Genomic DNA, 24,059 nt, shown 5'->3' on the forward strand with positions numbered 1-24,059 from the left:
ATCCGCATCCCGCCCTTCATCCGGCTCCGCGTCCCGTCGGCCTCCGCCTCCGTGTCTGCCTCTGCCACAGCCGCGCGGGAGCGGCGCCCACTCGCCCTAAGCTGACCGGATGCGGATCGGGATCATCGGAGCCGGAGCCATCGGCGGCACGATCGCCGCACTCCTGGACCGAGCCGGACACGACGTCGCGGTCACTGCCAGAGGCGACGGGCTGGCGGCCATCCGCGACGACGGACTCCGGTTCGACGGTGCGTGGGGTGACCACACCGCTCACGTCGAGGCGTCTGAGCAGCTCGAGGCCGCGCCGGAGCTCGCATTCGTGTGCACGAAGGCGCAGGACGCGGCATCCGCCCTGCACGAGAACGCCGAGCTCCTGCGCGGCATCACGGTCGTGATCGTGCAGAACGGACTCGACGCGCTCGAGACGGCAACCGGCATCCTGCCCGACTCGGAGCTCGTCGGCGGACTCGCGCTCTACGCGTCGCAGTACGTCGAGCCTGGTCACGTCACCGTCACGGCAACCGGCAGCACGTACCTCGGCGATGGCCCAGGAGAGCCCACGGATGCCGCCCGCCGGGCCGCCGCGCTCCTCGCCACGGTGATGCCCACCGTGGCGACCCGCAACTTCCTGGGTGCGCAGTGGTCGAAGCTCGTCGTGAACATGGTGAACGCGATGCCGGCGCTCACCGGCCTGAGCGTGCAGGAGACGATCCGCGACCGGGCGCTCGGGCGCGTGGTGACCGCGTCCATGCGCGAGACAGTGCGCATCGGGTTCGCCTCCGGGGTGCGCTACGCGGACGTTCAAGGCCTGAGCGACCCGCTGCTGCGGGTCTTCTCGTCGCTCCCGCTCGGCGCCGCGCGCGCCCTCCCCTCGCTGATGGCCCGCCGCATGGGCGTGGTGCCGAACCTCGGATCCACGCTGCAGAGCCGGCGCCGCGGACGCACAACAGAGATCGACTACCTCAATGGCGCCGTCGTGCGAGCGGCAGAGGCGATCGGGCGCAGCGCGCCCGTGAACGCCGCGATCGTGGATGCCATGCACCGGCTGGAATCGACCGGCTCGTATCTGAGCCGGGAAGAGGCAGCCGCGCTCCCGTTGCGCTGAGCGCACGAACCCCGCGGCCCGCGTCCGCCCCGAGACGGGAGGGCGTCAGAAGCAGGCGCAGCCGGTGTCCGGGAACTCGCGGCGCGGATGCTCCGGGTCGGCGGCATCCACCACCGCGGAGGCGAGGTACTGCGGCTCCACCTGAGCGCCGTAGCGCCTCCAGCCGCCGACGTAGCGCGCGTTCGATTGCGCGTCCGGATCCGGATCCCTGCCCTGGCTCGCGGCGAGACGCGCGTAGGCCTCCGCGAGTGGCACGTCCAGGAGCACCGAGAAGTGCCAGGCGCCCCTCACCTCCGGACGCAGCAGGAACGGCCCGTCCACGATGAGCGCGATGTCGGCAGGACCGGTCTGCCACTCGGAGACGACGGGCGCATCACGCATGACGTCGAACGCACGCGTCTGGAAGCCGGTCGATCCGCCGAGCCGGAACGGGTCGATCAGCACCCGACGCAGCGTGGCGTAGTCGAAGGACCGCTCGTAGTAGTCGCCGGGATCCGCACGCCCGTGCTCGTGCCTGGTAGCCCGTGGCAGATGGAAATCGCGCATGGATGCCCGCGCCGTGTCGGTGCCGGCCTCGCGGTAGACGGCGGCCAGGTCGTCCGCGAACTCCGCGGTTCCGGATCCCTCTGCTCCGTCGACGGCGATGACGACCCGTCCGGCCGGATAGTTGTGCACGATCTCGGCACGGAGGTCGCGCAGGAACGCGGTGCGCGGAGTGGTCACCAGCTGCATGCCGCAAGCCTAAAGTGTCGGGCCGGCGTCGGCGCCGGCCCACAGATCTCCGTACGCTGGAACGATGCAGACGGCGAGCGAGGAGACCACCGCAGCGGAGCTCGCCGGCACCCTCAACGCCTGGTTCCGGCTCGAAGCGCGCGATCTCCCCTGGCGGCGGCCCGGGTTCGGCGCGTGGGGCATCCTCGTCAGCGAGGTGATGCTGCAGCAGACGCCCGTCGTGCGCGTGATCCCGCGGCTCAGGGAATGGCTCGATCGATGGCCGACACCCGCAGACCTCGCCGCGACGCCGCAGTCGGAGGCGATCCGTGCCTGGGCCGGCCTCGGCTATCCGCGTCGCGCGCTCCGCCTGCATGCCTGCGCAGTCGCCATCACCGAGCGCCACGGGGGTGCCGTCCCCAGGGATGTCGACGCGCTGCTGGCGCTGCCCGGCATCGGCGACTACACCGCGAGGGCCGTCGCCGCCTTCGCGTACGGCGAGCGGCATCCCGTCGTCGACACGAATGTGCGCCGCGTGCTGGCCCGCTGCGTCGACGGTCAGGGCGAGCCTGCTCCGCCGAACGCGCGCCGCGATCTCGCGGCGATGGATGCCGTGCTCCCTGCCGATCCGTCGGAGGCCCGCGTGTTCAACGCGGCGGCGATGGAGCTCGGAGCCGTGGTGTGCACGGCGCGATCACCGCGGTGCGATGTGTGCCTCGTCGCCGGGCTGTGCGCGTGGCGTGCCGCGGGTGCGCCGGCGTACCTGGGTGCGAGACGCGCCGTGCAGAAGAAGTACGAGGGAAGCGACAGGCAGGTGCGCGGCATCCTCCTGAGGGCTCTCGGCGCGGGTCACAGGCCGCTGTCGTCCGATGAGCTCGAGCCTCTCTGGCCGGATGCCGAGCAGCGGGATCGCGCGCTCTCCGGTCTCATCACCGACGGACTCGTGGTGGCGGGGCCGGATGGAGTCTCCCTGCCGGACTGAGCGGACCGGCCGATCTGCTCAGTCCGGCTCGCCGTCCCGACGTGCTCGACCGAGTGGCCGAACGCTCACCACTCTGCACGGTCGCGGGCGGCCTGCAGGTCGCGGTACCCGCGGTCGCTGTCGCGGGATGCGTTGCGTCCGTTGTGCTCGAGCTCGGCGGAGAACCACTTCCACAGCGAGAACGTCTCCTGCCGGGCGGGCCGAGTCGGCCGCTCGACGTAGCCGTGGTCGATGCCCTGCAACGAGCGGTGGGTGCGGGATGAGTGTCCACCGAAGGTCGGGATGGATGCCGTCTGCTCTGTCATGACTCTCACGTTACGTTCGTATATATACAGCCACTATATGGCAGAGAGACGTCCCTCGCAAAGATTCCGCCACTAGACTGGGCTGCATGTTGCGCAGCGTGGCAGTACCCGTCATCGACGACCTCGCCATCTTCGAATTCGGCCTTCTCGGCGAGGTGTTCGGCCTGGACCGCAGCTGGTACACCGACATCCCGCAGATCGACTTCCGGGTGTGCGGAGTCGAGGCCGGGAGGCCCGTCACGACCCAGGTCGGCGTCCCCGTCACACCCGCCCTCGGCTTGGAGGCCATGGACGACGCCGACGTGATCGCGGTGCCGGCCGCGACCATCCGGCCGGATGACGCGTACCCGCCGGAGTTGCTGGAGGCGCTGCGACGGGCGTCCGCGCGGGGTGCGATCATGCTCAGCGCCTGCTCGGGTGCCTTCCTGCTCGGCGCCGCGGGACTCCTCGACGGACGCCCGTGCACCACGCACTGGCGCCATGCGGACGAGTTGCAGCGACGGCATCCCACCGCGCGCGTCGACGAGGACGTGCTCTTCGTCGATGACGGCGACATCGTGACGTCGGCAGGCACCGCCGCCGGCATCGACGCGAGCCTGCACCTGGTGCGTCGCGAACTGGGCAGCGGAGTGGCGAACATCATCGCCCGCAACATGGTCGTCCCACCGCAGCGTGACGGCGGCCAGCGGCAGTACATCCCGCGTCCGGTCCCGGAGGCTGACTGCGACGAGCTCATCGACGTGATCGCCTACATGAACGACCGCCTCGACGAGCAGCACTCGGTCGCCGCGCTCGCCCAGCGCGCCCACATGTCGACGCGCACGTTCGCCCGCCGATTCGTGGCGGAGACCGGCGTCACGCCCATGCAGTGGCTCACCGGCCAGCGCGTGCTGCACGCCCGCCTCCTGCTGGAGACGACGGATGCCCCGATCGACGAGATCGCCGCGGCATGCGGTTTCGGCAGCGGCACGCTGTTCCGGCATCATTTCGCCCGTGAGGTGGGCGTTGCGCCCACCGCCTACCGCCGTTCCTTCGCCGGCGAGGGCAGCCGTCTCGATGAGACAACACTGCGGCTCTCCACGGGTCGGCTCTCACCCGGCCGATTCTCATCCGACACCCGGATGACCTCCGCCCCGGTCACAGCGTCGGGCGCGCGGTAGCCTCTAGGCTGAATTCTCGATGCCTGACAGCCCCCTTTCCGCCTCGCCGTACGACGTGCTCGGAGTGCCGACGTCGGCGAGCCAGGACGAGCTGCGCAAGGCCTACCGTCGCATGCTGCGCCAGGCCCACCCCGACACCGGAGGATCCGATGCGCTCTTCGTCGCGGTCCAGCGCGCGTGGGCGGTCGTCGGAACTCCCGAGGGTCGCGCCGAATACGACCGCGGGCATGTCATCCGTGAGCCGCAGCACACGTGGGCTCCGCAGCCTCCGCGCGCGCCCCAGCAGCCGTCGCGGCCGCAGACGCGCGCGTACGGGCATCCGGGCGGCTTCTCCCGGGAGAGATACCTCACCCTGATCCGCGAGTGGGTCGGACGCGGGCAGCCGCTGAAGGATCCGTACGATCCCGCGCTCGTGCGCACCGCACCGCGCGAGATCCGCCACGCGCTCGCGGACGCCATCGCCGAAGAGAACACGGCCCGCGCCCTCACCTCGCTCGGCATCGGCTACACGGTGTGGCACGACGTGGATGCCACAGGCCGGATGGCCGCCGCGGACGGCCGCGTCGAGAAGATCGACCATGTCGTGCTCGGCCCGACCGGCCTCTTCGCGGTCCAGTCGGAGGACTGGGCAACCCCGGCCATCGTGCGGCGAGGGGATCTCGTCCCGCAGGGCGAGGCATCCGGATACGACCGTCAGCCGTTGCACGAGCTCGCGGGACGCGCTCGCACGCTCGGCAGAGCCACAGGCGTCAAGTTCACGATCGCCGTCGTCGTGTTGCCGGATTCCGACCTGGATCAGGCGATCACGGTGGTGGGTCGGTCGCGAGGGATCACGCTCGTCGCGGCGCAGGCATCCGTCGTGGCGCATCTGCTGCGAACCGGTGTGGCCGACACGCCGCGGCCGGACGGCACGACCCTCTTCGAGTTGCGCACGCGGCTGCAGCAGGGCATCCGCTTCGTCTGACGGGAACGTCACGGCCGAAGCGGGTTCTCGCCGCTCGCCGTCCCGTTGAGACCCGAAACGCCGACGCAGGGAACCCACGTCGGCGTTTCGAATCGATCTGCGTCTTCGGCTTACTCGTCCTCGTCGAGCTCACGCGGCTTGACATAGGGGTCCTCTTCGCCCGCATACTCAGCGGATGCCGCCAGCCCGGCCACCTGTGCGTCGCGCTCCTGAGCCTCCCGCAGCAGGCCCTCGATGTGCTCGGCGTTCTCCGGGATCGCGTCGGCGATGAACTCGATCGACGGGGTGAGTCGGGTGTTGATATTGCGGCCCACCTCGGTGCGAAGCATGCCGGTCGCCGCCTTGAGGGCAGCGGCCGAGTCGGTGCGCTCCTGCTCGGTGCCGTACACGGTGTAGAAGATGCTGGCGTGCTGAAGATCGCCGGTGACGCGCACATCCGTGATGGTCACGAAGCCCAGCCGAGGGTCGCGAAGACCCTTGTCCAGTCTCTTGGCGACGACCTCTTTGATGCGGTCTGCGAGCTTGCGTGCCCGTGCCTCGTCCGCCATCGTTCTCCCTCTTTCTCTTCCTCACTCGCGATCGATCGCCCACACGATCCACCGCCCAGCAGCGTGCCGATGTCTCGTTCGTCGGCACTGTCATTCCAACGAGTCAGCTCGATGCTTGCACTATGCCCGCAGGCCAAGAGTACGAGGCGTTTCCGCTCTGGCCTTCTCTTCCAGGGAATCGGGGCAGGGGTCCCCGCTCTTTCCCGGAAGAGAAGACCAGAGCGGGAACGCCGTCAGGCAGACTGACACGCTGGAGCGCTTCACGCCCTGTGCTGCCCGTGACCGATCCCGAGACGGGCTCGGCGCGATAAACGCGGGGGCCAGAAATGGCCTCCCACCCTCTGCGGGCTACGCCCACCCTGTTCACTTGACCGAGCCCGAGACGGGCTCGGCGCGAAAAGCGTGGGAGACCAGAAATGGCCTCCCACCCTCTGCGGGCTACGCCCGCCCTGTTCATTTGACCGAGCCCGAGACGGGCTCGGCGCGAGAAACGCGGGGGCCAGAAATGGCCCCCGCTCTCTGCGGGCTACGCCCGCGGTTTCTCGCGCATCTCGATCGTCTCGATCTCGTCGCCGACCTGGATGTCGTTGAACTTGCCGAGGCCGATACCGGCTTCGAAGTCCGTGCGGACCTCGGTGACGTCGTCCTTGAACCGACGCAGCGACTCGATCGCGAGGTTGTCCCCAACGACCACGCCATCGCGGATGACCCGCGCCTTGGCGTTGCGTGTGATGGTTCCGCTGCGCACGTACACACCGGCGATGTTGCCGAACTTCGAGGAACGGAACACCTCGCGGATCTCGGCGACACCGGACTGCACCTCTTCGAACTCGGGCTTGAGCATGCCCTTGAGCGAGTTCTCGATGTCGTCGATGGCGTTGTAGATGACGGAGTAGAACCGCACGTCGATGCCTTCGCGGGCTGCACGCTCGCGGGCCTTGACGTCGGGGCGCACGTTGAACCCGATGACGATCGCGTTGTCGATCGTTGCGAGGTCGATGTCGCTCTCGGTGATCGCACCCACACCGCGGTGCAGGATGCGCAGCTGAACGCTGTCGTCCACCTCGATCTTGAGCAGCGACTCCTCCAGAGCCTCGACGGCACCGGAGACGTCACCCTTGATGATGAGGTTGAGCGACTCGACCTTGCCCTCTTCGAGAGCACGGGTGAAGTCCTCGAGGCTGATGCGCTTGCGCGCCTTCGCCAGCTGGGCGTTGCGCTCTGCCGCCTCGCGCTTCTCGGCGATCTGGCGGGCGGTGCGGTCTTCCTCAGTCACCAGGAACGTGTCGCCGGCACGCGGAACGCTGGACAGACCCTGCACCTGGACCGGACGCGACGGGAGCGCCTCGGCGACGGCGTCGCCGTTCTCGTCCTGCATGGCACGCACGCGACCGTAGGCCGTCCCGGCGACGATGGAATCGCCGACGCGCAGCGTTCCGGACTGGATGAGCACCGTCGCGACAGCACCGCGGCCCTTGTCGAGCTTCGCCTCGATGGCCACACCACGGGCATCCTTGTCGGGATTCGCCCGAAGGTCGAGACCGGCGTCGGCGGTGAGGAGCACCGCGTCGAGCAGGTCGTTGATGCCGATGTTCTCGCGCGCGGACACGTCGACGAACATGGTGTCGCCGCCGTACTCCTCCGCCACCAGGCCGAACTCGGTGAGCTGCTGGCGTACCTTCGCTGGATTGGCATCCGGCTTGTCAATCTTGTTCACCGCGACCACGATCGGCACGTCGGCCGCCTGCATGTGGTTCAGTGCCTCGATCGTCTGCGGCATGATGCCGTCGTCCGCCGCGACCACGAGGATCGCGATGTCGGAGACCTGCGCACCGCGGGCACGCATGGCGGTGAACGCCTCGTGACCAGGGGTGTCGATGAAGGTGATCGCACGCTCGATGCCGTCGTGCTCCGTCGACACCTGGTAGGCACCGATGTGCTGCGTGATGCCGCCGGCCTCGCCTGCGATGACGTTCGTCTGACGGATCGCGTCGAGCAGGCGCGTCTTTCCATGGTCGACGTGTCCGACGACGGTGACCACCGGAGGACGGGCCTTGAGGTCCTCGTCGGATTCCTCTTCGAGCTCGGCATCGAGGTCGATGTCGAAGCCCTCGAGCAGTTCCCTGTCTTCGTCCTCGGGCGACACGACCTGGATCTTGTACCCCAGCTCGGCTCCGAGCACCTCGAACGTCGCCTCGTCGAGCGACTCGGTCGCCGTCGCCATCTCACCGAGGTGGAACAGCACGGTGACGAGGTTGCCGGGGCTCGCGTCGATCTTGTCGGCGAAGTCGCTGATCGAAGCCCCACGGCGCAGACGGATGACGGTGTTGCCGTCACCGCGGGGAACGCTGACGCCACCGAGCGACGGGGCTTCCCGCATCTCGAATTCGGCCCTCTTCGTCCGCTTCGACTTGCGCGATTTGCTCTTGCTGCCACCGCGACCGAACGCACCGGCCGTGCCACCGCCGGGGCCACGGCCACGGCCGCCACCACCTGCGGGACGAGGACCGCCGAAGCCACCGCCCGGACGGTTGAATCCGCCCGCACCAGCACCGGTGCCGGCACCGGCACCGCCGGGACGCTGGAAGCCGCCTGGGCGACCGCCACCTGCGCCGGCCGGACGCGGCCCGCGCTGCCCGGCACCGGCCGGACGCGGACCACCGGGACGCGGCGAACCGGGGCGAGGAGCCTGCGGACGCGGGATGTTGCCCGGCGTCGGGCGCTGGCCCATGCCCTGCGAGCTCGAGAACGGGTTGTTACCCGGACGCGGCGTGCCGGCCGGGCGCTGACCCATGCCCTGCGAGCTCGAGAAAGGATTGTTGCCCGGACGCGGACCACCGGGACGCGGCGAACCGGGACGCGGCGCGGAATCGGCCGACTTCGGGCTCGCGGGCTTCGTGTCCGCAGGCTTCGCCGCGGCTGGCTTCGCCTCCGCGGGCTTCGCCTCTGCGGCGGGCGCGGGCGCAGGGGTCGGCGCGGCCGGGGGCTTCGGCGCGGCGGGGCGCGGCGCAGCGGCACCGGCCGGCACCGTTGCGGGTGTGCCCGACTGTCTCGATGCCGGAGTCGCGACCGGCTTGGCCACCTCGGCCGGTGCGGCCGAACCGGTGCCCTCAGCCTGCAGGGCAGCCCTCAGCTTGCGAGCCACCGGGGGTTCGATGCTCGACGACGGTCCCTTGACGAATTCGCCGAGTTCCTTGAGCTTCGCGAGCGCGACCTTGCTGTCGACGCCGAGCTCGCTCGCGATCTCATGTACACGTGGTTTTGCAGCCACAATTCTCCTGTTCGGGGCTTGCCCGAGCAGGGGCAAGCCTTAGTGGTGGACGGGTCTCATTTCGAGCCGCTCATCAGTTGTCCATTAGCCGTTCAGCCCGTTCTCTAGTGGCCGAGTGTCCAGAGATCCTTCGACTCGCAGCGCACGCCCGAAGGCTCTGCGTCGGAGTGCTTTGTCGAGACACTCGGAAGTCGGATGCAGCCACGCTCCTCGACCGGGCATCCGGGCGGACTCGTCCACCACAAGTTGCGAATTCCGGGCGACGACCCTCAGAAGAGAAGATCGGGGGGCGCGGGAACGGCATCCGACGCACGTTCTCACAGCTACAAGCTTACCCCACGGAGGACCGAGGGCGGTGCGGGTGTGCTCAGACGGCCGAGGCCGACGCCGTGGTCGAGGCGCGCGGCCTCACCCGTGACGAAAACCGGAGGGATCACGCTCTCAGCACGAAAACCGGACGAAAGCTCCGGTATTCGATGCGTTCTCCGGTATTTGGAACGGATGCCACCGGCGTCGCCGGGCTGCTGTCCCTCCTGACGTCCGGGCATGCAACCGAGCGCAGCACAGCTGCGCTCGGCGCTGGCGTCGCGGGGGGGGGGAGAAGATCGACATCAACCCGACGCGGCTATTCAGCCGTGTCGGGTTGGATGTCGATCTTCGCGCCCGTCAGCTTGGCGGCGAGGCGGGCGTTCTGCCCCTCCTTGCCGATCGCGAGCGACAGCTGGTAATCCGGCACGAGGGCGCGGACCGCTTTCAATGACTCATCCACCACGAACGCCTTCGTCACCTTCGCCGGCGACAACGCGCTCGCCACGAAGGTGGGCAGGTCAGGCGAATAGTCGACGATGTCGATCTTCTCGTTGTTCAACTCCGCCGTGACGGCACGGACCCGCTGACCCAGCTCACCGATGCACGCACCCTTGGCGTTCACGCCGGGCTGATTGGCACGAACGGCGATCTTGGTGCGGTGTCCTGCCTCGCGTGCGAGCGACACGATCTCGACGACTCCGCTGGCGATCTCGGGCACCTCGAGCGCGAACAGCTTGCGCACGAGCGCCGGGTGCGTGCGCGACACGGTGATGGACGGCCCCTTCGGCCCCTTCGACACGCTCGTCACGTACACCCGGATCCGCGATCCGTGCGCATAGTCCTCCCCCGGCACCTGCTCCTCCGGGGGCAAAATGCCCTCGACGCTGCCCAGGTCGACGTGGATCATTCGCGGGTTCGGACCCTGCTGGATGACGCCGGCGACCACGTCGCCCTCTCGGCCCTTGAACTCGCCGAGCACCGCGTCATCCTGGATATCGCGCAGCCGCTGGTTGATCACCTGCTTCGCAGCGAACGCCGCGATGCGACCGAAGTCGCTTGGGCTGTCCTCCGACTCGCCGACGATGACGCCCTCATCGTCGAACTCCGGCACATAGACGGTCACGTGGCCGGTCTTCCGGTCGAGGTGTACGCGCGCGGCAGGCGCCTCCTCGCTGTGGCCCTGGCTGTGCCTGTGCTCCGCCTGGTTCGTGTGCTTGAGGTAGGCCGTCAGAATCGCCTGCTCGATGATTTCCACGAGTTCGTCGAACGGGATCTCCCGCTCTCGCTCCATCAGGCGCAAGACACTGAGGTCGATGTCCACCTTCGGCCCCCTTTATTCAGTTCGTAGTTACGTTTTCATGTCAGCGCCCGCAGTCTCCGCACTGCGGATTCACCTGCGGGCGCACGACGCCTCAACCCTTCGAGGGCTGACCACTCAGGATACCGGATGCACGCGCTCCCGTCATCGCCGCAGCCGACCGAATCGACGACCGATCTGCGCATGCAGTTGGATGACACGCGGATCGCCGGGGATGCCGTCACCGGCGTCAGCACGGAAACACGACGTGCGCGAGCGCCCGCATCCGGTTCGCGCCATCCATGACACTTCATCCTCGAGGGCCATCGGCGCCGAGCGCAGAAATGCTGCTCTCAGTTCGCTGGCCCAGCGGACGGCAGTTCGTTGATCGCCCCGATCAGGGCGAACAGGTCGCCGACGCGATGCTGATCCAGCCGGAGCACGAGTCGTGGCAGCTCGAGCCGATCCTGGTCCCTGCGCTCGGCGCGCAGCGGCTCGCTTCGTCGGATGCCTCCGGGAGCGAAGTCACCGAACCTGTCGTTCAGAGCCAGCAGTTCGTCATCCGTCGGCTCGTTCCTCAGCCGGAGGACCAGGGTGTCTCCGACCCAGCGCAGCGACTCGTAGTTGCGCCAGAAGCCAGTGATCTCGGCCACTGCCTTCTCCACCGAGTCGGTGATCAGGATGCGGTCGAAGTCATGTGGGGAGATGACGCCGGTCGGGATCAGCTGCTCATCGACGAAGCGCTGCAGCGCCGCCCAGAACGTGCCGCCGACGGCGTCGAGCAGGACGATCGGAACGGGTTCGGCCTTTCCCGTCTGTTGCAGGGTGAGCAGCTCGAACATCTCGTCGAGCGTGCCGAACCCTCCGGGAAGGCAGATGAAACCACTCGATTCCTTCACCAGCATGAGCTTTCGGGTGAAGAAGTACTTCATGGTGACGGTGTTCGGATCGTTCTGCACAGCGGCATCCGGATGCTCCTCGAACGGCAGCCGGATCGATACGCCGATCGAATGGTCCAGCCCGGCGCCCTGCACCGCGGCCTGCATGATGCCGGGCCCGGCTCCCGTGACGGCCATCCAGCCGCGGGTCGCAAGCTCCTCCGCCACGCGCGTGGTCTGGCGGTACAGGGCATCCTGTTCCCTGGTTCTGGCCGATCCGAAGATCGTGACCTTGGGGATGCCCGCGAACGGCGCGAACACCCGGAACGCGGCGCGCATCTCGGCCAGCGCCGCTTCCGCGATTTTGAGGTCGAGGCGGCCAGGGGCATCGGTGCCGAGGCCGAGCGCCGTCACCACCATGCGCTCGACGAGGTCGCGGTCGGCCTGGACGCCGGCGTCCTCGATCATGCGTCTGATCTCGATCTCCGGCTCGTCTCGGACGGGATCGATCGAATCGTCGGACATGCAGCCAGAATGTCACGCGGACGCTGTCCTGCGGAGGACCGGCCCCGCCTGAGGACGGTATCGCGCGGATGCGCACATGCGACGATCGTCTCGTGGCTGCGATCTTCACCGGACCGCGCCACCGATGCGCGGCTTCCGCTGACCGATCGCTTGCGGGCAGCGGACCGGCGCTTCGCCCGATTCGGCAGCGATCAGGCGGGTATGCCGAGCCCGTCGAGCGCGCTTTCGACGATCTGCAGTCCGTCGAGCCCAGGAAGCGCCGCGATCGACCTGTCGACCTTGCGCGCAGCATCCCTTCCCGTCTCCCCGCTCATCAGGTGGGTCATGACGTGCACGACGTCGTCGCGCTCCATAATGGTGGACCCGACGGGCGCCCAGAACCGACTCAGCGCGAAGCGTGTCAGCTTCTGAGCCTTCGTGCTCGCGGCAAGCCTGGCCCGCGCCTGCGACGTGTAGAAGGCGACGTGGCGAGCCTCCTGCTTGGCGATGCGGCGCAGCAGCTCTGCCAGTACGGGGTTGTCCTCGAGCTCGGCCATCCGGTTGTACGCGGTGATCGCCGACCACTCGTTCGCCGCGCCCCATGCCATGTGCGTCGCGATGAAGTCACTGCCGACGAGCGTGCCGAGCACGGACTGCTTGATGGGATCGAGTTTGTCCTTCCAACCGAGTTTCAGGCGCTTCGCCCTCAGCTCGTCGTACTGCACGGTGATTCCGTGCATCGCCAGCACCGCGGCGAGCGCTTCGCCGTGCCAGAACTCCTCGCGATTCCACATGGTCATGAAGGCGCTGACATCGGGGTCGCGGTGCGACGGTGTCGTGAGCAGATCCCGGGTGTAGCAGACCGTGTGGTACTCGACGTCGGTCATGTAGCGCAGTGTACGCAGGGAGCGTTCGTCGAGCGGATGCGCGCGAAAGCCCTCGAAATCGAGGTCGCCCCAGTGCACCGCGGCGCTGGTCGCCGTGTACTTGTCGATGTCGAACGCCATGTCAGGCTCCCTTCGCCAGTGCGCTCGCGAGTGCCGACGCCGTCGTCGCAGCGATGCCCGGCAGCCGCGCGATCCGTTCGGCGACGGCCTCGGCACGTCGCACGCCCTTCGCGCCGCCGAAGACGGTTGCGGTGAATGCGTCGCCGTCGTCGGTGTCCAGCAGCAGTGCGCCGATGGGCCATGGCCCGCGGCGGATGCTCAGTCCCGCCAACCGACGTGCTCGACCGTCCTCGCTCAGCAGGCGACGAGACTCGGCCGCGAAGAAGGCGGTGTGCCTGGCTTTCGTGTCTCGGATGGCCGCGAGCAGCTCGTGCAAAGAAGCCGTCGCCTTCAGCGCCACCACGTCGTACGCGGCGTCGAGCACGAGATCATCGACGAGTCCGGCGACCGTGTGAACCGGGACGATGGACGTTCCGGCGAGGAATCCGCCGATGGACCGGCGCACCGGACCGCCTGGCAGGCCGGTGCGCGCTGGTCTGCCGGCGAGCGGCGAGCTGCCGGGAGTCGACGCGACGGATCGGGAAACAGCGGCGAGCGCATCCGCTATCCAGTACTTCTCGAACGCCCAGGTGACGAGGAAGGCCGTGACGCGTGCGTCCTTGTGCGTCGCAGTGACGAGCACATTGCGCAGATGCGCCATCGTGGCGCCTTCGAGCACGGAGAGCGTCGCCAGCAGCCGCGCGGCGTCGACGTCGACGTCGACGGCGATCGCGTCCAGGTCGAACCGTTCGCGAAGGCTTCCCCGTGCGGTGCGCGTGAAGGCGGGCACATCGAACACGTCCTGGTCATCGATGGTCGTCGGCGAGCGCACGCCCTCAAGTCTGCACCAGGAGCCGCCGGGAGGTCCTTGCGCCCGCGCCCGTCGCCGGAGCTCACCCGCGGAGTCGCTCCTCGGGCCGGATCCGCCCCTCAGCTCAGCGCGGACAGCGTCGCCGCGACCTCGTCGACGGCCACCTTCGTGCGCTCACCCGTGCGGCGATCCCACAGCTCGGCGACCCCGTCGGCGGCATCCCGTCCCACGATCACGATGTGCGGAACGCCCACGAGCTCGGCATCCCCGAACTTCACGCCGGGCGACACCTTGGGGCGGTCGTCGTAGAGAACGTCGAACCCGGATGCCTCCAACGAAGCGACGACGCCGTCCGCGACCTCGTACACCGCGGCATCCTTGCCCGTCGCCACGACGTGCACGTCGAACGGGGCGACGGACTCCGGCCAGATCAGGCCCTTGTCGTCGTTGTTCTCCTCGGCGATGATCGCCAGGATGCGGGTCACGCCGATGCCGTACGAACCCATCGTGACGGTGACGAGCTTGCCGTTCTCGTCGAGCACCTTGAGCCCGAGCGCCTCCGCGTACTTGCGGCCGAGCTGGAAGACGTGTCCGATCTCCATGCCGCGCGCCAGCTCGACGGGACCGGAGCCGTCCGGCGCGGGGTCACCGGGCAGAACCTCGGCGACCTCGACCGTGTCGTCCCACGTGAAGTCGCGGCCGGCGACAAGGCCGAGCACATGCTTGCCCTCGATGTTCGCTCCGGTGATCCAGCCGGTTCCGTCAACGACCCGAGGATCGACGACGTAGCGGATGCCGGTGAGCGATTCCTCGCCGAGCACCTGGCCCGCGGGCGACCACGGTCCGATGTAGCCCTTGACGAGTCCCGGATGCTTCGCGAAGTCCGCATCCGTCGCCGGCTCGACCTCGGCCGGCGCGAACGCCACTTCGGCGCGCTTCAGGTCCACCTCGCGGTCGCCCGGCAGACCGACCACGACCACCTCGCGCGTTCCGTCGAGGTTGGTGAGCCCGAGCACGACGTTCTTGAGCGTGTCGGCGGCGGTCCACGCACGACCATCCGGACGCGGGTGCTTCTCGTTCGCGATCGTCACCAGCGACTCGATCGTCGGAGTGTTCGGGGTGTCGACGACCTCCTGCGGCGTCAGCTTCTCGTACGAGCGCGCGGGCGGCGCGGTCGTGACGTACGCCTCGACGTTGGCCGCGTATCCGCCGGCGGACTGCACGAACGTGTCCTCGCCGACGGGCGTCGGGTGGAGGAACTCCTCGCTGCGCGAGCCGCCCATGGCACCGGCATCCGCCTGCACGATGACGTAGTCGAGCCCGAGGCGGGTGAAGATGCGTTCGTACGCGTCGCGCTGGGACATGTAGCTGGCGTCGAGGCCGGCGTCGGACGAGTCGAAGGAGTAGGCGTCCTTCATCGTGAACTCGCGGCCGCGCAGCAGGCCAGCACGCGGACGCGCCTCGTCGCGGTACTTGTCCTGGATCTGGTAGATCGTGATCGGCAGGTCCTTGTACGACGAGTAGAGGTCCTTCACGAGCAGCGTGAACGCCTCCTCGTGCGTCGGGGCGAGCAGGTAGTCGCCGCCCTTGCGGTCCTGCAGGCGGAAGAGCAGGTCGCCGTACTCGTCCCAGCGGCCCGTCGCCTCGTACGCCTCGCGCGGCATGAGCGCCGGGAAGTGCACCTCCTGCGCACCGGCGGCCGTCATCTCCTCGCGGATGATCTGCTCGATCTTCGCCTTCACGCGAAGTCCGAGCGGCAGCCAGGCGAAGATGCCTGCAGCCTGCGGTCGGATGTATCCGGCGCGGATCAGCAGCTTGTGGCTGGTGACCTCTGCGGCTGCCGGGTCTTCACGGAGCGTGCGGAGAAAGAAGTTGCTCAGACGGGTTGCCACGAGCATCAAGTCTAGGGTCGTGCCGAGCACCCGCCGGTCAGCCCGAGCACCGGGCCCGATCCGGCCTACGGTGGACGGGTGCCCACCCGTCGCGCCCGCCTCACAGCCTCGACCGCTCAGGGACAGCTGGCCGAAGCCCTCGCGAACCTCAGGACCGAACTCGGCCTGCCCGTCGACTTCTCCTCAGACGTGCTGGCTGAGGCGGAGGCCGCGTCCGCAGCTCCCCCGCGATTCGACCTGCGCGACATCCCGTTCGCCACCCTCGACCCGGCCGGTTCCCGCGACCTCGACCAGGCGTTTCACCTCGAGCGCTCGGGCAGCGGTTGGCGTGTCCGGTACGCCATCGCCGACGTGCCCGCCTTCGTGCCGGCGGGTGGTGCCGTCGATGCCGAGGCCCGTCGTCGCGGAGAGACCGTCTACGCGGCAGACGGAACCGTGCCGCTGCATCCGACCAGGATCAGCGAAGACAAGGCGTCGCTGCTGCCCGATCAAGACCGGTCCGCGTACGTGTGGACGTTCGAGCTCGACGACCACGGCGCAGAGGACTCGCACCGCGTGGAGCGCGCGCTAGTGCGCTCACGGGTGCAGCTCGACTACGCGTCGACTCAGGCGGACCTGGATGCCGGTGCCACCGACACGCCGGCGGCTCTGCTTCCCGAGATCGGTCGCGCCCGCCTCGAGCAGGAGCGTCTGCGCGGCGGGGCGAGCCTCAACCTGCCTGACGAGCAGATCGTGCGCGACGCCTCCGGTTCGTACAGCATCGAGCGTCGTCGTCCGCTCCCGGTCGAGGACTGGAACGCGCAGCTGTCCCTGATGACGGGGATGACCGCCGCGTCGATGATGTTGGACGCCGGGATCGGCATCCTGCGCACCATGCCCGCCGCCGACGACGAGGCACTGAGCGCGTTTCGCGTGCGCACCCTCGCGCTCGGGCTGCCCTGGCCGGAGGGCGTGCAGTACGGGGACTACCTGCGCGGACTCGACCGTGAGGATCCGCAGACGCTCGCTGTGCTGCAGGCAGCCGCATCCCTGTTTCGCGGCGCGGGGTACGTCGCGTTCGACGGCACGCTGCCGCCGAATCCTCGGCAGGCCGCCGTCGCCGCGCCATACGCTCACGTCACGGCACCTCTGCGTCGGCTCGTGGACCGCTGGGGACTCGTCGTCTGCGCCGCGGTGTCGAGCGGAGCATCCGTTCCCGACTGGGTGAGGCAGAGTCTTCCCGACGTTCCCGGGCTGATGCACACGGCGATCGAGAGGGAGTCGCGACTGGCATCGGCGTCGATCGACCGTGTGGAGGCCGCGTTGCTGCGCGACCGTGTCGGCGAACGGTTCACCGCCTGGGTGCTGGAGATGCGGGGCGGCAGGGCTCGCGTGCAGCTGACCGACCCGATCGTCACGGCGTCGTGCCGTGTCGCGGCCGACGTCGTCGCAGGCGACACGATCACCGTCGTGCTGCAGGCCGCAGACATCGCCGGCGGAACCGTGCGTCTCGAGGCCGAGCCGGTCGGGCCGGCGGATGCGACGCACGAAGGATCGCCGGGCTCGCGGTCCTCCGGTACGGCATCCGCCGACACGAGAGCGGAGACCCGGTGACCACCGTGCTGCTGACCGGGTTCGAGCCGTTCGGCTCTGACGCCGTCAACCCGTCGGGCGACGCCGTGCGCCTCGTGGCGTCGCGATGGCGCGGTCCGGAACGTCTGGTCACCGACATCCTGCCGGTGTCGTTCCGCGGGTCGGCCGAGCGTCTCGCAGAACTCATCGCGACGACCGATCCCGATGTCGTGATCGCGACGGGCCTGGCCGGCTGGCGGTCGCGGGTGTCCGTCGAGCGCGTCGCCGTGAACCTCATCGACGCGCGGATCCCCGACAACGACGGCGAACAGCCCGTCGACGTGCCGTCGCGTGTCGGTGCACCGACCGCCGTGTTCGCGTCGCTGCCGGTGAAGGCGATCGTGCGCGACATCGCTGCCGCAGGCATCCCGGTCGCCCTCTCGCTGACCGCCGGTTCGTTCGTGTGCAATCACGTGCTTATGCATGCCGCGGCGTGGGCCCGTAACGCGAGCAGGAAGGCCGGCTTCATCCACGTTCCGTGGGCACTAGGGCAAGCTCCGAACGGTGAACCGGAGCTGCCGCTCGACGACCTCGCGCATGCCATCGAGATCGCGGTGCGTACGACGCTCGACACCGGAGTGGATATCGACACGGTCGGCGGGACGCTGCACTGACGAAGCTCCATCCGTCCCCAACCGATGTGATCCACCGCCTGGTCACAGTTGTGGTTCGAGCTCGAATGGTATCAAGCGCGATACCATAGCTTAATGGCCATGACACTTCGATTGACCGACGAGGAAACCGAGGCATTGCGTCACCGCGCTGCTGCCGAGAATCGTTCGATGCAGGAGGTCGCCCGAGACGCGGTACGGCAGTACATCCAGGCTACGGACAAGCGTGAGTTGCTGCGGCAGGCGATCGAAAGCGAGCTGCCTCGCTATGCGGAAGCCCTGAGACGCCTGGGCGAGGAAGAGTGAACTATCCGGACTCAGACGACCTACGGCTGCTCGCTGCCGTCATCCTTGGAGGCGAGCCCGCAATCCGTGACCTGGGACTGCTCGAATCCGCTGTCGCCAGGCCGGCCGCGGGCTATGGCGGAGAGGACCTCTACCCGACGATCACGCTCAAGGCAGCAGCACTGTTCCACTCGATCGCGCGCAATCACGCCCTGGTCGACGGAAACAAACGGCTAGCCCTGGGATCGTTGCTCACGTTCCTCTGGATGAACGGTCATCAGCTGACGATGACCAACGACGAAGCGTTCTCCTTCACCAAACGCGTCGCGTCCGGCGAACTAGACGATGTCGCCGACATCGCCGCAGCTATCGCAAACCGACTCCGCGATCGGGACTGAATCGACAGCACGCTCCGATGGTCGCCGCTCTCGTCGTGCTCTCAGTGCCCGACGGCCACCGTCGGCTCGCCGGACGGCCGCTCGTCGGCCATCTCGGCCGCGATGCGGTTCGCCTCTGCGATGAGCGTCTGAACGATCTCCGACTCCGGCACGGTCTTGATGACCTCGCCCTTGACGAAGATCTGCCCCTTGCCGTTGCCGGAGGCCACGCCGAGGTCCGCCTCGCGCGCCTCCCCTGGACCGTTGACAACGCATCCCATGACCGCCACGCGCAACGGCACGCTCATGCCCTGAAGGCCCTCGGTGACGCTGTCCGCGAGCGTGTAGACGTCGACCTGGGCGCGACCGCACGACGGGCAGGAGACGATCTCGAGCTTGCGCTCGCGCAGGTTCAGCGACTGCAGGATCTGCAGGCCCACCTTGACCTCTTCGACCGGCGGAGCGGAGAGCGAGACGCGGATCGTGTCGCCGATGCCCTCTGCCAGCAGGATGCCGAACGCCGTCGCCGACTTGATCGTGCCCTGGAACGCCGGCCCGGCCTCGGTGACACCGAGGTGCAGCGGCCAGTCGCCGCGCTCTGCGAGCTGCCGGTACGCCTTCACCATGACGATCGGGTCGTTGTGCTTGACCGAGATCTTGAAGTCGTGGAAGTCGTGCTCCTCGAACAGGCTCGCCTCCCAGACCGCGGACTCGACGAGCGCCTCGGCCGTCGGCTTGCCGTACTTCTGCAGGATGCTCGGCTCCAGCGATCCCGCGTTCACGCCGATGCGGATGGAGACTCCAGCCTCCTTGGCACGCCTCGCGATCTCACCGACCTGGTCGTCGAACTTGCGGATGTTGCCGGGGTTGACGCGCACCGCGGCGCACCCCGCGTCGATGGCCGCGAAGACGTAGTTGGGCTGGAAGTGGATGTCGGCGATCACCGGGATCTGCGACTTCTTCGCGATGATCGGCAGTGCCTCGGCGTCGTCGCGGCTCGGCACAGCCACGCGCACGATGTCGCATCCGGATGCCGTCAGCTCGGCGATCTGCTGCAGCGTCGCGTTGATGTTCGTGGTCGGAGTGGTGCACATCGACTGCACGCTCACCGGAGCGTCACCGCCGACGAGCACCTTGCCCACCCGGATCTGCCGCGATTTGCGACGAGGGTGGAGCACTTCGGGGACGGTCGGCATACCGAGATTCACTGCTGGCACGGCACTCAGTCTAGGTCGCGCGACCCGGGCGGACCCGGGCGCGACCTGCACGTCCGGGTCCACGTGGCACGCCGCGCAGACTTGACTGCACGACCCGCCCGGCCCCGCTCAGCTGCCCGACTCGCCGCCGAGCACGACCGCCAGCGGTGGCTCCGTCGCCGCCGTCACGTCGTCAACGGTGACGCCGGGAGCGAGTTCGCGCAGCACGAGGCCGTCCGGCGTCACGTCGATCACGGCGAGATCGGTGATGATCCGGTCGACGACGGCCTTGCCGGTGAGCGGCAGGGTGCACGCATTCACGATCTTGGGTGATCCGTCCTTCGCGACGTGCTCCATCAGCACGATGACGCGGCCTGCACCGTGCACGAGATCCATGGCACCGCCCGGACCCTTCACCATCTTTCCGGGGATCATCCAGTTGGCGAGATCGCCGGATGCCGACACCTGCATGGCGCCGAGGATGGCGGCATCGATCTTGCCGCCGCGGATCATGCCGAAGCTCAGCGCGGAGTCGAAGAACGCGGCACCGGGAAGGACCGTCACGGTCTCCTTGCCCGCGTTGATGAGGTCGGGATCGACGGCGTTCTCCTCCGGATACGGGCCGACGCCCAGGATTCCGTTCTCCGACTGCAGAACGACCGTCACCCCATCCGGCACGTAGTTGGGCACCAGCGTCGGCAGCCCGATCCCGAGGTTCACGTAGGCGCCGTCCGGCAGCTCTCTGGCGGCACGCGCCGCCATCTGCTCTCGCGTCAATGCCATGGTCAGTCCGCCTTCCGCACGGTGCGGCGCTCGATGCGCTTCTCGATGTCGGACCCGACGCCGACGATGCGGTGAACGTACGCGCCGGGCAGGTGCACGGCATCCGGATCGATGGTCCCCGGTTCCACCAGTTCCTCGACCTCGGCGATGCACACCCGGCCGGCCATGGCCGCCAGCGGCGAGAAGTTGCGGGCCGACTCGTGGAAAACCAGGTTGCCGTGCCAGTCGCCCCGGATGGCGTGCACGAGCGAGAAGTCCGTGCGGATCGCCTCCTCCAGCACGAACTCCTTCAGCACGCCGTCGACCTCGAACGGCCGCACCTCTTTGGCGGGCGAAGCCAACGCGACGGATCCGTCCGGGTTGTGCCGCAGCGGAAGGCCGCCGTCGGCCATCTGCGTTCCGACACCGGTCTGCGTGAAGAACGCCGCGATGCCGCTGCCGCCTGCGCGCAGCTTCTCCGCGAGCGTGCCCTGCGGCGTCAGATGCACCTCGAGCTCGCCGGTGAGGAACTGCCGCTCGAATTCCTTGTTCTCCCCCACGTACGACGAGGTCATCCTGCTGATGCGCTTCTCCTGCAGCAGGATGCCGAGCCCCCAGTCATCCACTCCGCAGTTGTTGCTGACCACCGAGAGTCCGCCGACACCCGAGTCCAGCACGGCCCGGATGAGTGCCATCGGATTTCCGCACAGCCCGAAGCCGCCCACCGCGATGCTCGCGCCCTCCGTGATGTCGGCGACGGCATCCGCCGCGCAGTCCATCCGCTTGTCTATCGTCATGCCCGTTCAGCCTCCTTGCTGACCACAGCGACGCCGCGAGCGTTCTGCCCGACGACGGGACGTGAGGCACGAGACGATTCCTCGTGGGAACCGTTCGGTCGCCGATGACGTCCTCGTTCCCATCATGCCCGCCGCGCTGCACCGTCGGGTCGGCGACCGTCGCGAATGCCGGAACGAGTCGAAGGCAGCGGAGCGGTGAATTCGGCGAGCTGAGGCGGAGAAGGACGCGATCAGCCGGGCAGCGTGATGGGCTTGACGATGTCGGCGTACGCCAGCAGCAGGCTCATCGCGCCGAGCACGATGATGACGGCGTACGTGACGGGCATCAGTCGCGCCATGTCGACGGGCTTCGGCGAGGCTGCCCTGCGGGTCGCTCTGAACCAGCCGCGCTTCACCCACTCCCAGATGGCGCCCGCGATGTGGCCGCCGTCGAGCGGAAGCAGCGGGATCATGTTGAACACGAAGAGCGCGAGGTTCAGCGAGGCCAGCAGGCTCAGCATCAGCTGGATCTTCGCGATGAAGGCGTAGGAGTCGCTGTCGGCGATCTCGCCGGCCATGCGTCCGACGCCGATGATGCCGACCGGAGAAGATGCCGAGCGCTCGCCCGACCCGAACGCCGCGTTCCACACGCCGACCATCCGCTCCGGGAGGTTGATGACCACACCGGCGACCTGACCCAGCTGTTGTCCGGTGGTGGCGACGGCGGTGCCGAACGACTGCGGCTGCAGCTCGGTGGTGGGCGCGATGCCGATCATGCCGACGTCCTTCACGACCGTCCCACCTGAGGCGTCAGACACCTCGGCCTGTGTCTGCTTCGGCGTGACCTGCAGCGTGACGCGTTCACCGTCGCGAACGACGACGACGGGCACGGTTCGGCCGGCCGAGCCCTGGATCCTCGTCGACAGCTGCGTCCAATCCGTGATGGCCGTGCCGTCGTACTCGACGACCCGGTCGCCCGCCTTGAAACCCGCGGCAGCGGCCGGGGATGCCGGATCCGACGTCGAACACGTGGTGGACGTCGACGACGCCGGCTTGAGGCACTCCGATACCGATTGCACCGTCGTGCTCGCACCCTGCACGCCGATTCCGCACAGCATGATGGCGATCAGGACGAACGCGATCACGAGGTTCATGAACGGCCCCGCGAACATCACGACGATGCGCTTCAACGGATGCAGCAGATAGAAGGCGCGGTGCTCCTCGCCCTCGGGAATGGTCTCCGCGCTCGCCTGCCGCGCCTCGTCGGCCATCGTGCCCAGCACGCTCCGTCGCTGCTGCTCACGCTCCTCGCGCGGCGCACCGATCGCGCCGTCGGTCACGACGAGCGAGTTGTAGAAGCCGGTGGAGGCGTCCCGCGGCGCCTCTCCAGGATGCTTGGGCGGGAACATCCCGATCATCGCGATGTACCCGCCGAACGGCAGCATCTTCACGCCGTATTCGGTCTCGCCCTTGCGGAACGAGAACACGGTCTTGCCGAAGCCGATCATGTACTGCGTCACCTTGACGCCGAACGCCTTCGCAGCCGTGAGATGGCCGAGTTCGTGCAGCGCGATCGAGACGGCGAGGCCGACCACGAAGATCAGCACGCCGACGATGAAGGGCAGCACGGAGGACATGCAGAAATGCTAGCCGCGCCCGCCTGGATGCTCCCCCGAAGTCCCTGCCAGGACGGAGCATCCGCAGCGTCTGCTCACGAAACGCATAGCCCGGTCACGTTAGGGTGATGATCTGTCGCCGGTGCTCACATCGGCTCACCCGCTTCCACTACTCCCCTGAACGAAGAGGACGTCAATGGCTACTGGCCGCGGTGCGAACGGTCCGAGCAAGAAGGACCGCCGAGAGGCTGCGCGGGAGCACGCCCGCCTCATGCGTGAGGAGGCCGCGAAGAAGGCCAGGCGCCGCAAGTGGTGGATCCAGGGATCCGTCGGCGTCGTGATCATCGCTGTGCTCGCCGTGGTGGCTCTGGTGATCGTGAACTCGATTCCGCAGGGACAGACATCCGCCGGCCCGAAGAACATGATCAGCGACGGCATCGTGATGACCTCGAGCACGAAGGCCGTGCGCACTCCTGCTCTGCAGGCCGGCGACTCGCCGACGCCGACCACCCAGTCGGACACGTCGACCAAGGCCTACATCACCATCTACGAAGACCTGCAGTGCCCGTACTGCCAGCAGTTCGAGCAGACGAACATGTCGCAGATCACGCAGTGGCTCGACTCCGGCCTGGCCACGCTGGAGCTGCACCCGCTGAACTACCTCACCAACAAGGGGAACGGCGGATACTCGCTGCGGGCGGGCAATGCGCTCGCGTGCGTCGCGAACTACTTCCCCGACAAATTCATCACCGTGAACACGGCGTTGTACGCCAAGCAGCCCCAGGAGAACACGGGTGGCTTGCCGAATTCCCAGATCCTGTCGATTCTGAAGAGCGCAGGGGTGAGCTCCGACAACGTCACCAAGTGCGTGAACAACACGAGATTCTCGAGCTGGCTCAACGCTGCGACGACCCGCGCCACGACGAAGAAGCTGCCCAACTCGAACGTCACGACGTTCGGGGGAACCCCGACGGTGATCGTGAACGGTCAGCAGTACAAGGGATCGCTCACCGACGCGTCGGCGTTCGCCTCGTTCGTGGAGTCGGCCGTCGGATCGTCTACCTCGACGCCGACCCCCACCCCGACGGCCACGCAGTGAGGC

General features: G+C 68.2%; 23 protein-coding genes. 9 read left to right on the top strand and 14 right to left on the bottom strand.

The genetic code is table 11. The features are described from left to right. Positions 1-109: 109 nt before the first annotated feature. Positions 110-1,105, top strand: coding sequence for a ketopantoate reductase family protein (locus tag ACX9R5_RS14815; protein ID WP_459409813.1), 996 nt, complete (start codon positions 110-112; stop codon positions 1,103-1,105). 45 nt (positions 1,106-1,150) lie between these two features. On the opposite strand, the gene ACX9R5_RS14820 is transcribed toward ACX9R5_RS14815, so the two are convergent. Continuing rightward, complete coding sequence (locus tag ACX9R5_RS14820; RefSeq protein ID WP_459409814.1) at positions 1,151-1,837, bottom strand: nucleoside/nucleotide kinase family protein; 687 nt, start codon at positions 1,835-1,837, stop codon at positions 1,151-1,153. Between the two features lie 64 nt (positions 1,838-1,901). On the opposite strand from ACX9R5_RS14820, the gene ACX9R5_RS14825 reads away from it, so the two are divergent. Further along, positions 1,902-2,798, top strand: coding sequence for an HhH-GPD family protein (locus tag ACX9R5_RS14825; protein WP_459409815.1), 897 nt, complete (start codon positions 1,902-1,904; stop codon positions 2,796-2,798). Between the two features lie 65 nt (positions 2,799-2,863). Here ACX9R5_RS14825 and ACX9R5_RS14830 read toward each other — a convergent pair whose 3' ends face one another. Continuing rightward, the gene (locus tag ACX9R5_RS14830) at positions 2,864-3,103 is read right to left on the bottom strand and encodes a hypothetical protein (RefSeq protein ID WP_459409816.1); all 240 of its coding nucleotides are present in this window, start codon (positions 3,101-3,103) and stop codon (positions 2,864-2,866) included. A gap of 86 nt (positions 3,104-3,189) precedes the next feature. Between ACX9R5_RS14830 and ACX9R5_RS14835 the strand changes: the two genes are divergently transcribed. Together ACX9R5_RS14835 and ACX9R5_RS14840 are read left to right on the top strand one after the other, a co-directional pair. Further along, positions 3,190-4,263, top strand: a complete 1,074-nt coding sequence (locus tag ACX9R5_RS14835; protein ID WP_459409817.1) for a GlxA family transcriptional regulator — start codon at positions 3,190-3,192, stop codon at positions 4,261-4,263. A 19-nt stretch (positions 4,264-4,282) separates the two neighbouring features. Next, complete coding sequence (locus tag ACX9R5_RS14840) at positions 4,283-5,227, top strand: J domain-containing protein (protein ID WP_459409818.1); 945 nt, start codon at positions 4,283-4,285, stop codon at positions 5,225-5,227. A 110-nt stretch (positions 5,228-5,337) separates the two neighbouring features. Here ACX9R5_RS14840 and rbfA read toward each other — a convergent pair whose 3' ends face one another. The 8 genes from rbfA to ACX9R5_RS14880 form a co-directional block, all read right to left on the bottom strand. Next, positions 5,338-5,775 (bottom strand): 30S ribosome-binding factor RbfA, encoded by a 438-nt coding sequence (gene rbfA / locus ACX9R5_RS14845; RefSeq protein WP_459409819.1) that lies wholly within the window; start codon positions 5,773-5,775, stop codon positions 5,338-5,340. A gap of 526 nt (positions 5,776-6,301) precedes the next feature. Next, entirely contained in the window at positions 6,302-9,046 is a 2,745-nt protein-coding gene (infB, locus tag ACX9R5_RS14850) for a translation initiation factor IF-2 (protein ID WP_459409820.1), read from the bottom strand. 84 nt (positions 9,047-9,130) lie between these two features. After that, positions 9,131-9,367: a YlxR family protein gene (locus ACX9R5_RS14855; RefSeq protein WP_459409821.1), complete on the bottom strand. Its 237-nt coding sequence runs from the start codon at positions 9,365-9,367 to the stop codon at positions 9,131-9,133. 304 nt (positions 9,368-9,671) lie between these two features. Continuing rightward, complete coding sequence (gene nusA / locus ACX9R5_RS14860) at positions 9,672-10,676, bottom strand: transcription termination factor NusA (RefSeq protein ID WP_459409822.1); 1,005 nt, start codon at positions 10,674-10,676, stop codon at positions 9,672-9,674. Between the two features lie 329 nt (positions 10,677-11,005). Continuing rightward, positions 11,006-12,055 carry an LOG family protein gene (locus ACX9R5_RS14865; protein WP_459409823.1) on the bottom strand — a complete coding sequence of 350 codons (1,050 nt, stop codon included), beginning with the start codon at positions 12,053-12,055 and terminating at the stop codon, positions 11,006-11,008. Positions 12,056-12,246: 191 nt separating this feature from the next. Next, positions 12,247-13,041 (bottom strand): ferritin-like domain-containing protein, encoded by a 795-nt coding sequence (locus ACX9R5_RS14870; RefSeq protein ID WP_459409824.1) that lies wholly within the window; start codon positions 13,039-13,041, stop codon positions 12,247-12,249. Position 13,042: 1 nt separating this feature from the next. Continuing rightward, on the bottom strand, positions 13,043-13,852 hold the full coding sequence (locus ACX9R5_RS14875; protein WP_459409825.1) for a hypothetical protein: 810 nt from the start codon (positions 13,850-13,852) through the stop codon (positions 13,043-13,045). A 98-nt stretch (positions 13,853-13,950) separates the two neighbouring features. Beyond that, the gene (locus tag ACX9R5_RS14880) at positions 13,951-15,723 is read right to left on the bottom strand and encodes a proline--tRNA ligase (RefSeq protein WP_459409826.1); all 1,773 of its coding nucleotides are present in this window, start codon (positions 15,721-15,723) and stop codon (positions 13,951-13,953) included. Between the two features lie 78 nt (positions 15,724-15,801). Here ACX9R5_RS14880 and ACX9R5_RS14885 point away from each other — a divergent pair, with 78 nt between their 5' ends. From ACX9R5_RS14885 to ACX9R5_RS14900, 4 genes are all read left to right on the top strand, one after another. Beyond that, on the top strand, positions 15,802-17,316 hold the full coding sequence (locus ACX9R5_RS14885; protein ID WP_459409827.1) for an RNB domain-containing ribonuclease: 1,515 nt from the start codon (positions 15,802-15,804) through the stop codon (positions 17,314-17,316). Continuing rightward, on the top strand, positions 17,313-17,948 hold the full coding sequence (locus ACX9R5_RS14890; RefSeq protein WP_459409828.1) for a pyroglutamyl-peptidase I: 636 nt from the start codon (positions 17,313-17,315) through the stop codon (positions 17,946-17,948). The genes ACX9R5_RS14885 and ACX9R5_RS14890 overlap by 4 nt, the downstream gene beginning before the upstream one ends. Positions 17,949-18,041: 93 nt before the next feature. Next, entirely contained in the window at positions 18,042-18,251 is a 210-nt protein-coding gene (locus ACX9R5_RS14895; RefSeq protein ID WP_459409829.1) for a ribbon-helix-helix protein, CopG family, read from the top strand. Next, the gene (locus ACX9R5_RS14900) at positions 18,248-18,628 is read left to right on the top strand and encodes a type II toxin-antitoxin system death-on-curing family toxin (protein ID WP_459409830.1); all 381 of its coding nucleotides are present in this window, start codon (positions 18,248-18,250) and stop codon (positions 18,626-18,628) included. The genes ACX9R5_RS14895 and ACX9R5_RS14900 overlap by 4 nt, the downstream gene beginning before the upstream one ends. A 41-nt stretch (positions 18,629-18,669) precedes the next feature. Here the strand turns inward: ACX9R5_RS14900 and ispG are convergent, their stop codons facing one another. The 4 genes from ispG to ACX9R5_RS14920 form a co-directional block, all read right to left on the bottom strand. Then, the gene (gene ispG, locus ACX9R5_RS14905) at positions 18,670-19,803 is read right to left on the bottom strand and encodes a flavodoxin-dependent (E)-4-hydroxy-3-methylbut-2-enyl-diphosphate synthase (RefSeq protein WP_459410101.1); all 1,134 of its coding nucleotides are present in this window, start codon (positions 19,801-19,803) and stop codon (positions 18,670-18,672) included. Positions 19,804-19,932: 129 nt separating this feature from the next. Beyond that, entirely contained in the window at positions 19,933-20,586 is a 654-nt protein-coding gene (locus tag ACX9R5_RS14910; protein WP_459409831.1) for a CoA transferase subunit B, read from the bottom strand. Between the two features lie 2 nt (positions 20,587-20,588). Continuing rightward, on the bottom strand, positions 20,589-21,362 hold the full coding sequence (locus ACX9R5_RS14915) for a CoA transferase subunit A (RefSeq protein WP_459409832.1): 774 nt from the start codon (positions 21,360-21,362) through the stop codon (positions 20,589-20,591). Between the two features lie 230 nt (positions 21,363-21,592). Then, positions 21,593-22,978 carry a M50 family metallopeptidase gene (locus ACX9R5_RS14920; RefSeq protein WP_459409833.1) on the bottom strand — a complete coding sequence of 462 codons (1,386 nt, stop codon included), beginning with the start codon at positions 22,976-22,978 and terminating at the stop codon, positions 21,593-21,595. 175 nt (positions 22,979-23,153) lie between these two features. Between ACX9R5_RS14920 and ACX9R5_RS14925 the strand changes: the two genes are divergently transcribed. Beyond that, positions 23,154-24,056, top strand: a complete 903-nt coding sequence (locus ACX9R5_RS14925; RefSeq protein ID WP_459409834.1) for a DsbA family protein — start codon at positions 23,154-23,156, stop codon at positions 24,054-24,056. The last annotated feature ends 3 nt before the right edge of the window (positions 24,057-24,059 follow it).

The organism is Rathayibacter sp. CAU 1779 (genome assembly GCF_054551755.1).

Coding starts and splice junctions, on each gene's coding strand:
- ACX9R5_RS14815 (WP_459409813.1), top strand. CDS start 110: ATGCGGATCGGGATCATCGGAGCCGGAGCCATCGGCGGCACGATCGCC.
- ACX9R5_RS14820 (WP_459409814.1), bottom strand. CDS start 1,837: ATGCAGCTGGTGACCACTCCGCGCACCGCGTTCCTGCGCGACCTCCGT.
- ACX9R5_RS14825 (WP_459409815.1), top strand. CDS start 1,902: ATGCAGACGGCGAGCGAGGAGACCACCGCAGCGGAGCTCGCCGGCACC.
- ACX9R5_RS14830 (WP_459409816.1), bottom strand. CDS start 3,103: ATGACAGAGCAGACGGCATCCATCCCGACCTTCGGTGGACACTCATCC.
- ACX9R5_RS14835 (WP_459409817.1), top strand. CDS start 3,190: ATGTTGCGCAGCGTGGCAGTACCCGTCATCGACGACCTCGCCATCTTC.
- ACX9R5_RS14840 (WP_459409818.1), top strand. CDS start 4,283: ATGCCTGACAGCCCCCTTTCCGCCTCGCCGTACGACGTGCTCGGAGTG.
- rbfA (WP_459409819.1), bottom strand. CDS start 5,775: ATGGCGGACGAGGCACGGGCACGCAAGCTCGCAGACCGCATCAAAGAG.
- ACX9R5_RS14865 (WP_459409823.1), bottom strand. CDS start 12,055: ATGTCCGACGATTCGATCGATCCCGTCCGAGACGAGCCGGAGATCGAG.
- ACX9R5_RS14870 (WP_459409824.1), bottom strand. CDS start 13,041: ATGGCGTTCGACATCGACAAGTACACGGCGACCAGCGCCGCGGTGCAC.
- ACX9R5_RS14895 (WP_459409829.1), top strand. CDS start 18,042: ATGGCCATGACACTTCGATTGACCGACGAGGAAACCGAGGCATTGCGT.
- ispG (WP_459410101.1), bottom strand. CDS start 19,803: ATGCCGACCGTCCCCGAAGTGCTCCACCCTCGTCGCAAATCGCGGCAG.
- ACX9R5_RS14910 (WP_459409831.1), bottom strand. CDS start 20,586: ATGGCATTGACGCGAGAGCAGATGGCGGCGCGTGCCGCCAGAGAGCTG.
- ACX9R5_RS14915 (WP_459409832.1), bottom strand. CDS start 21,362: ATGACGATAGACAAGCGGATGGACTGCGCGGCGGATGCCGTCGCCGAC.
- ACX9R5_RS14920 (WP_459409833.1), bottom strand. CDS start 22,978: ATGTCCTCCGTGCTGCCCTTCATCGTCGGCGTGCTGATCTTCGTGGTC.
- ACX9R5_RS14925 (WP_459409834.1), top strand. CDS start 23,154: ATGGCTACTGGCCGCGGTGCGAACGGTCCGAGCAAGAAGGACCGCCGA.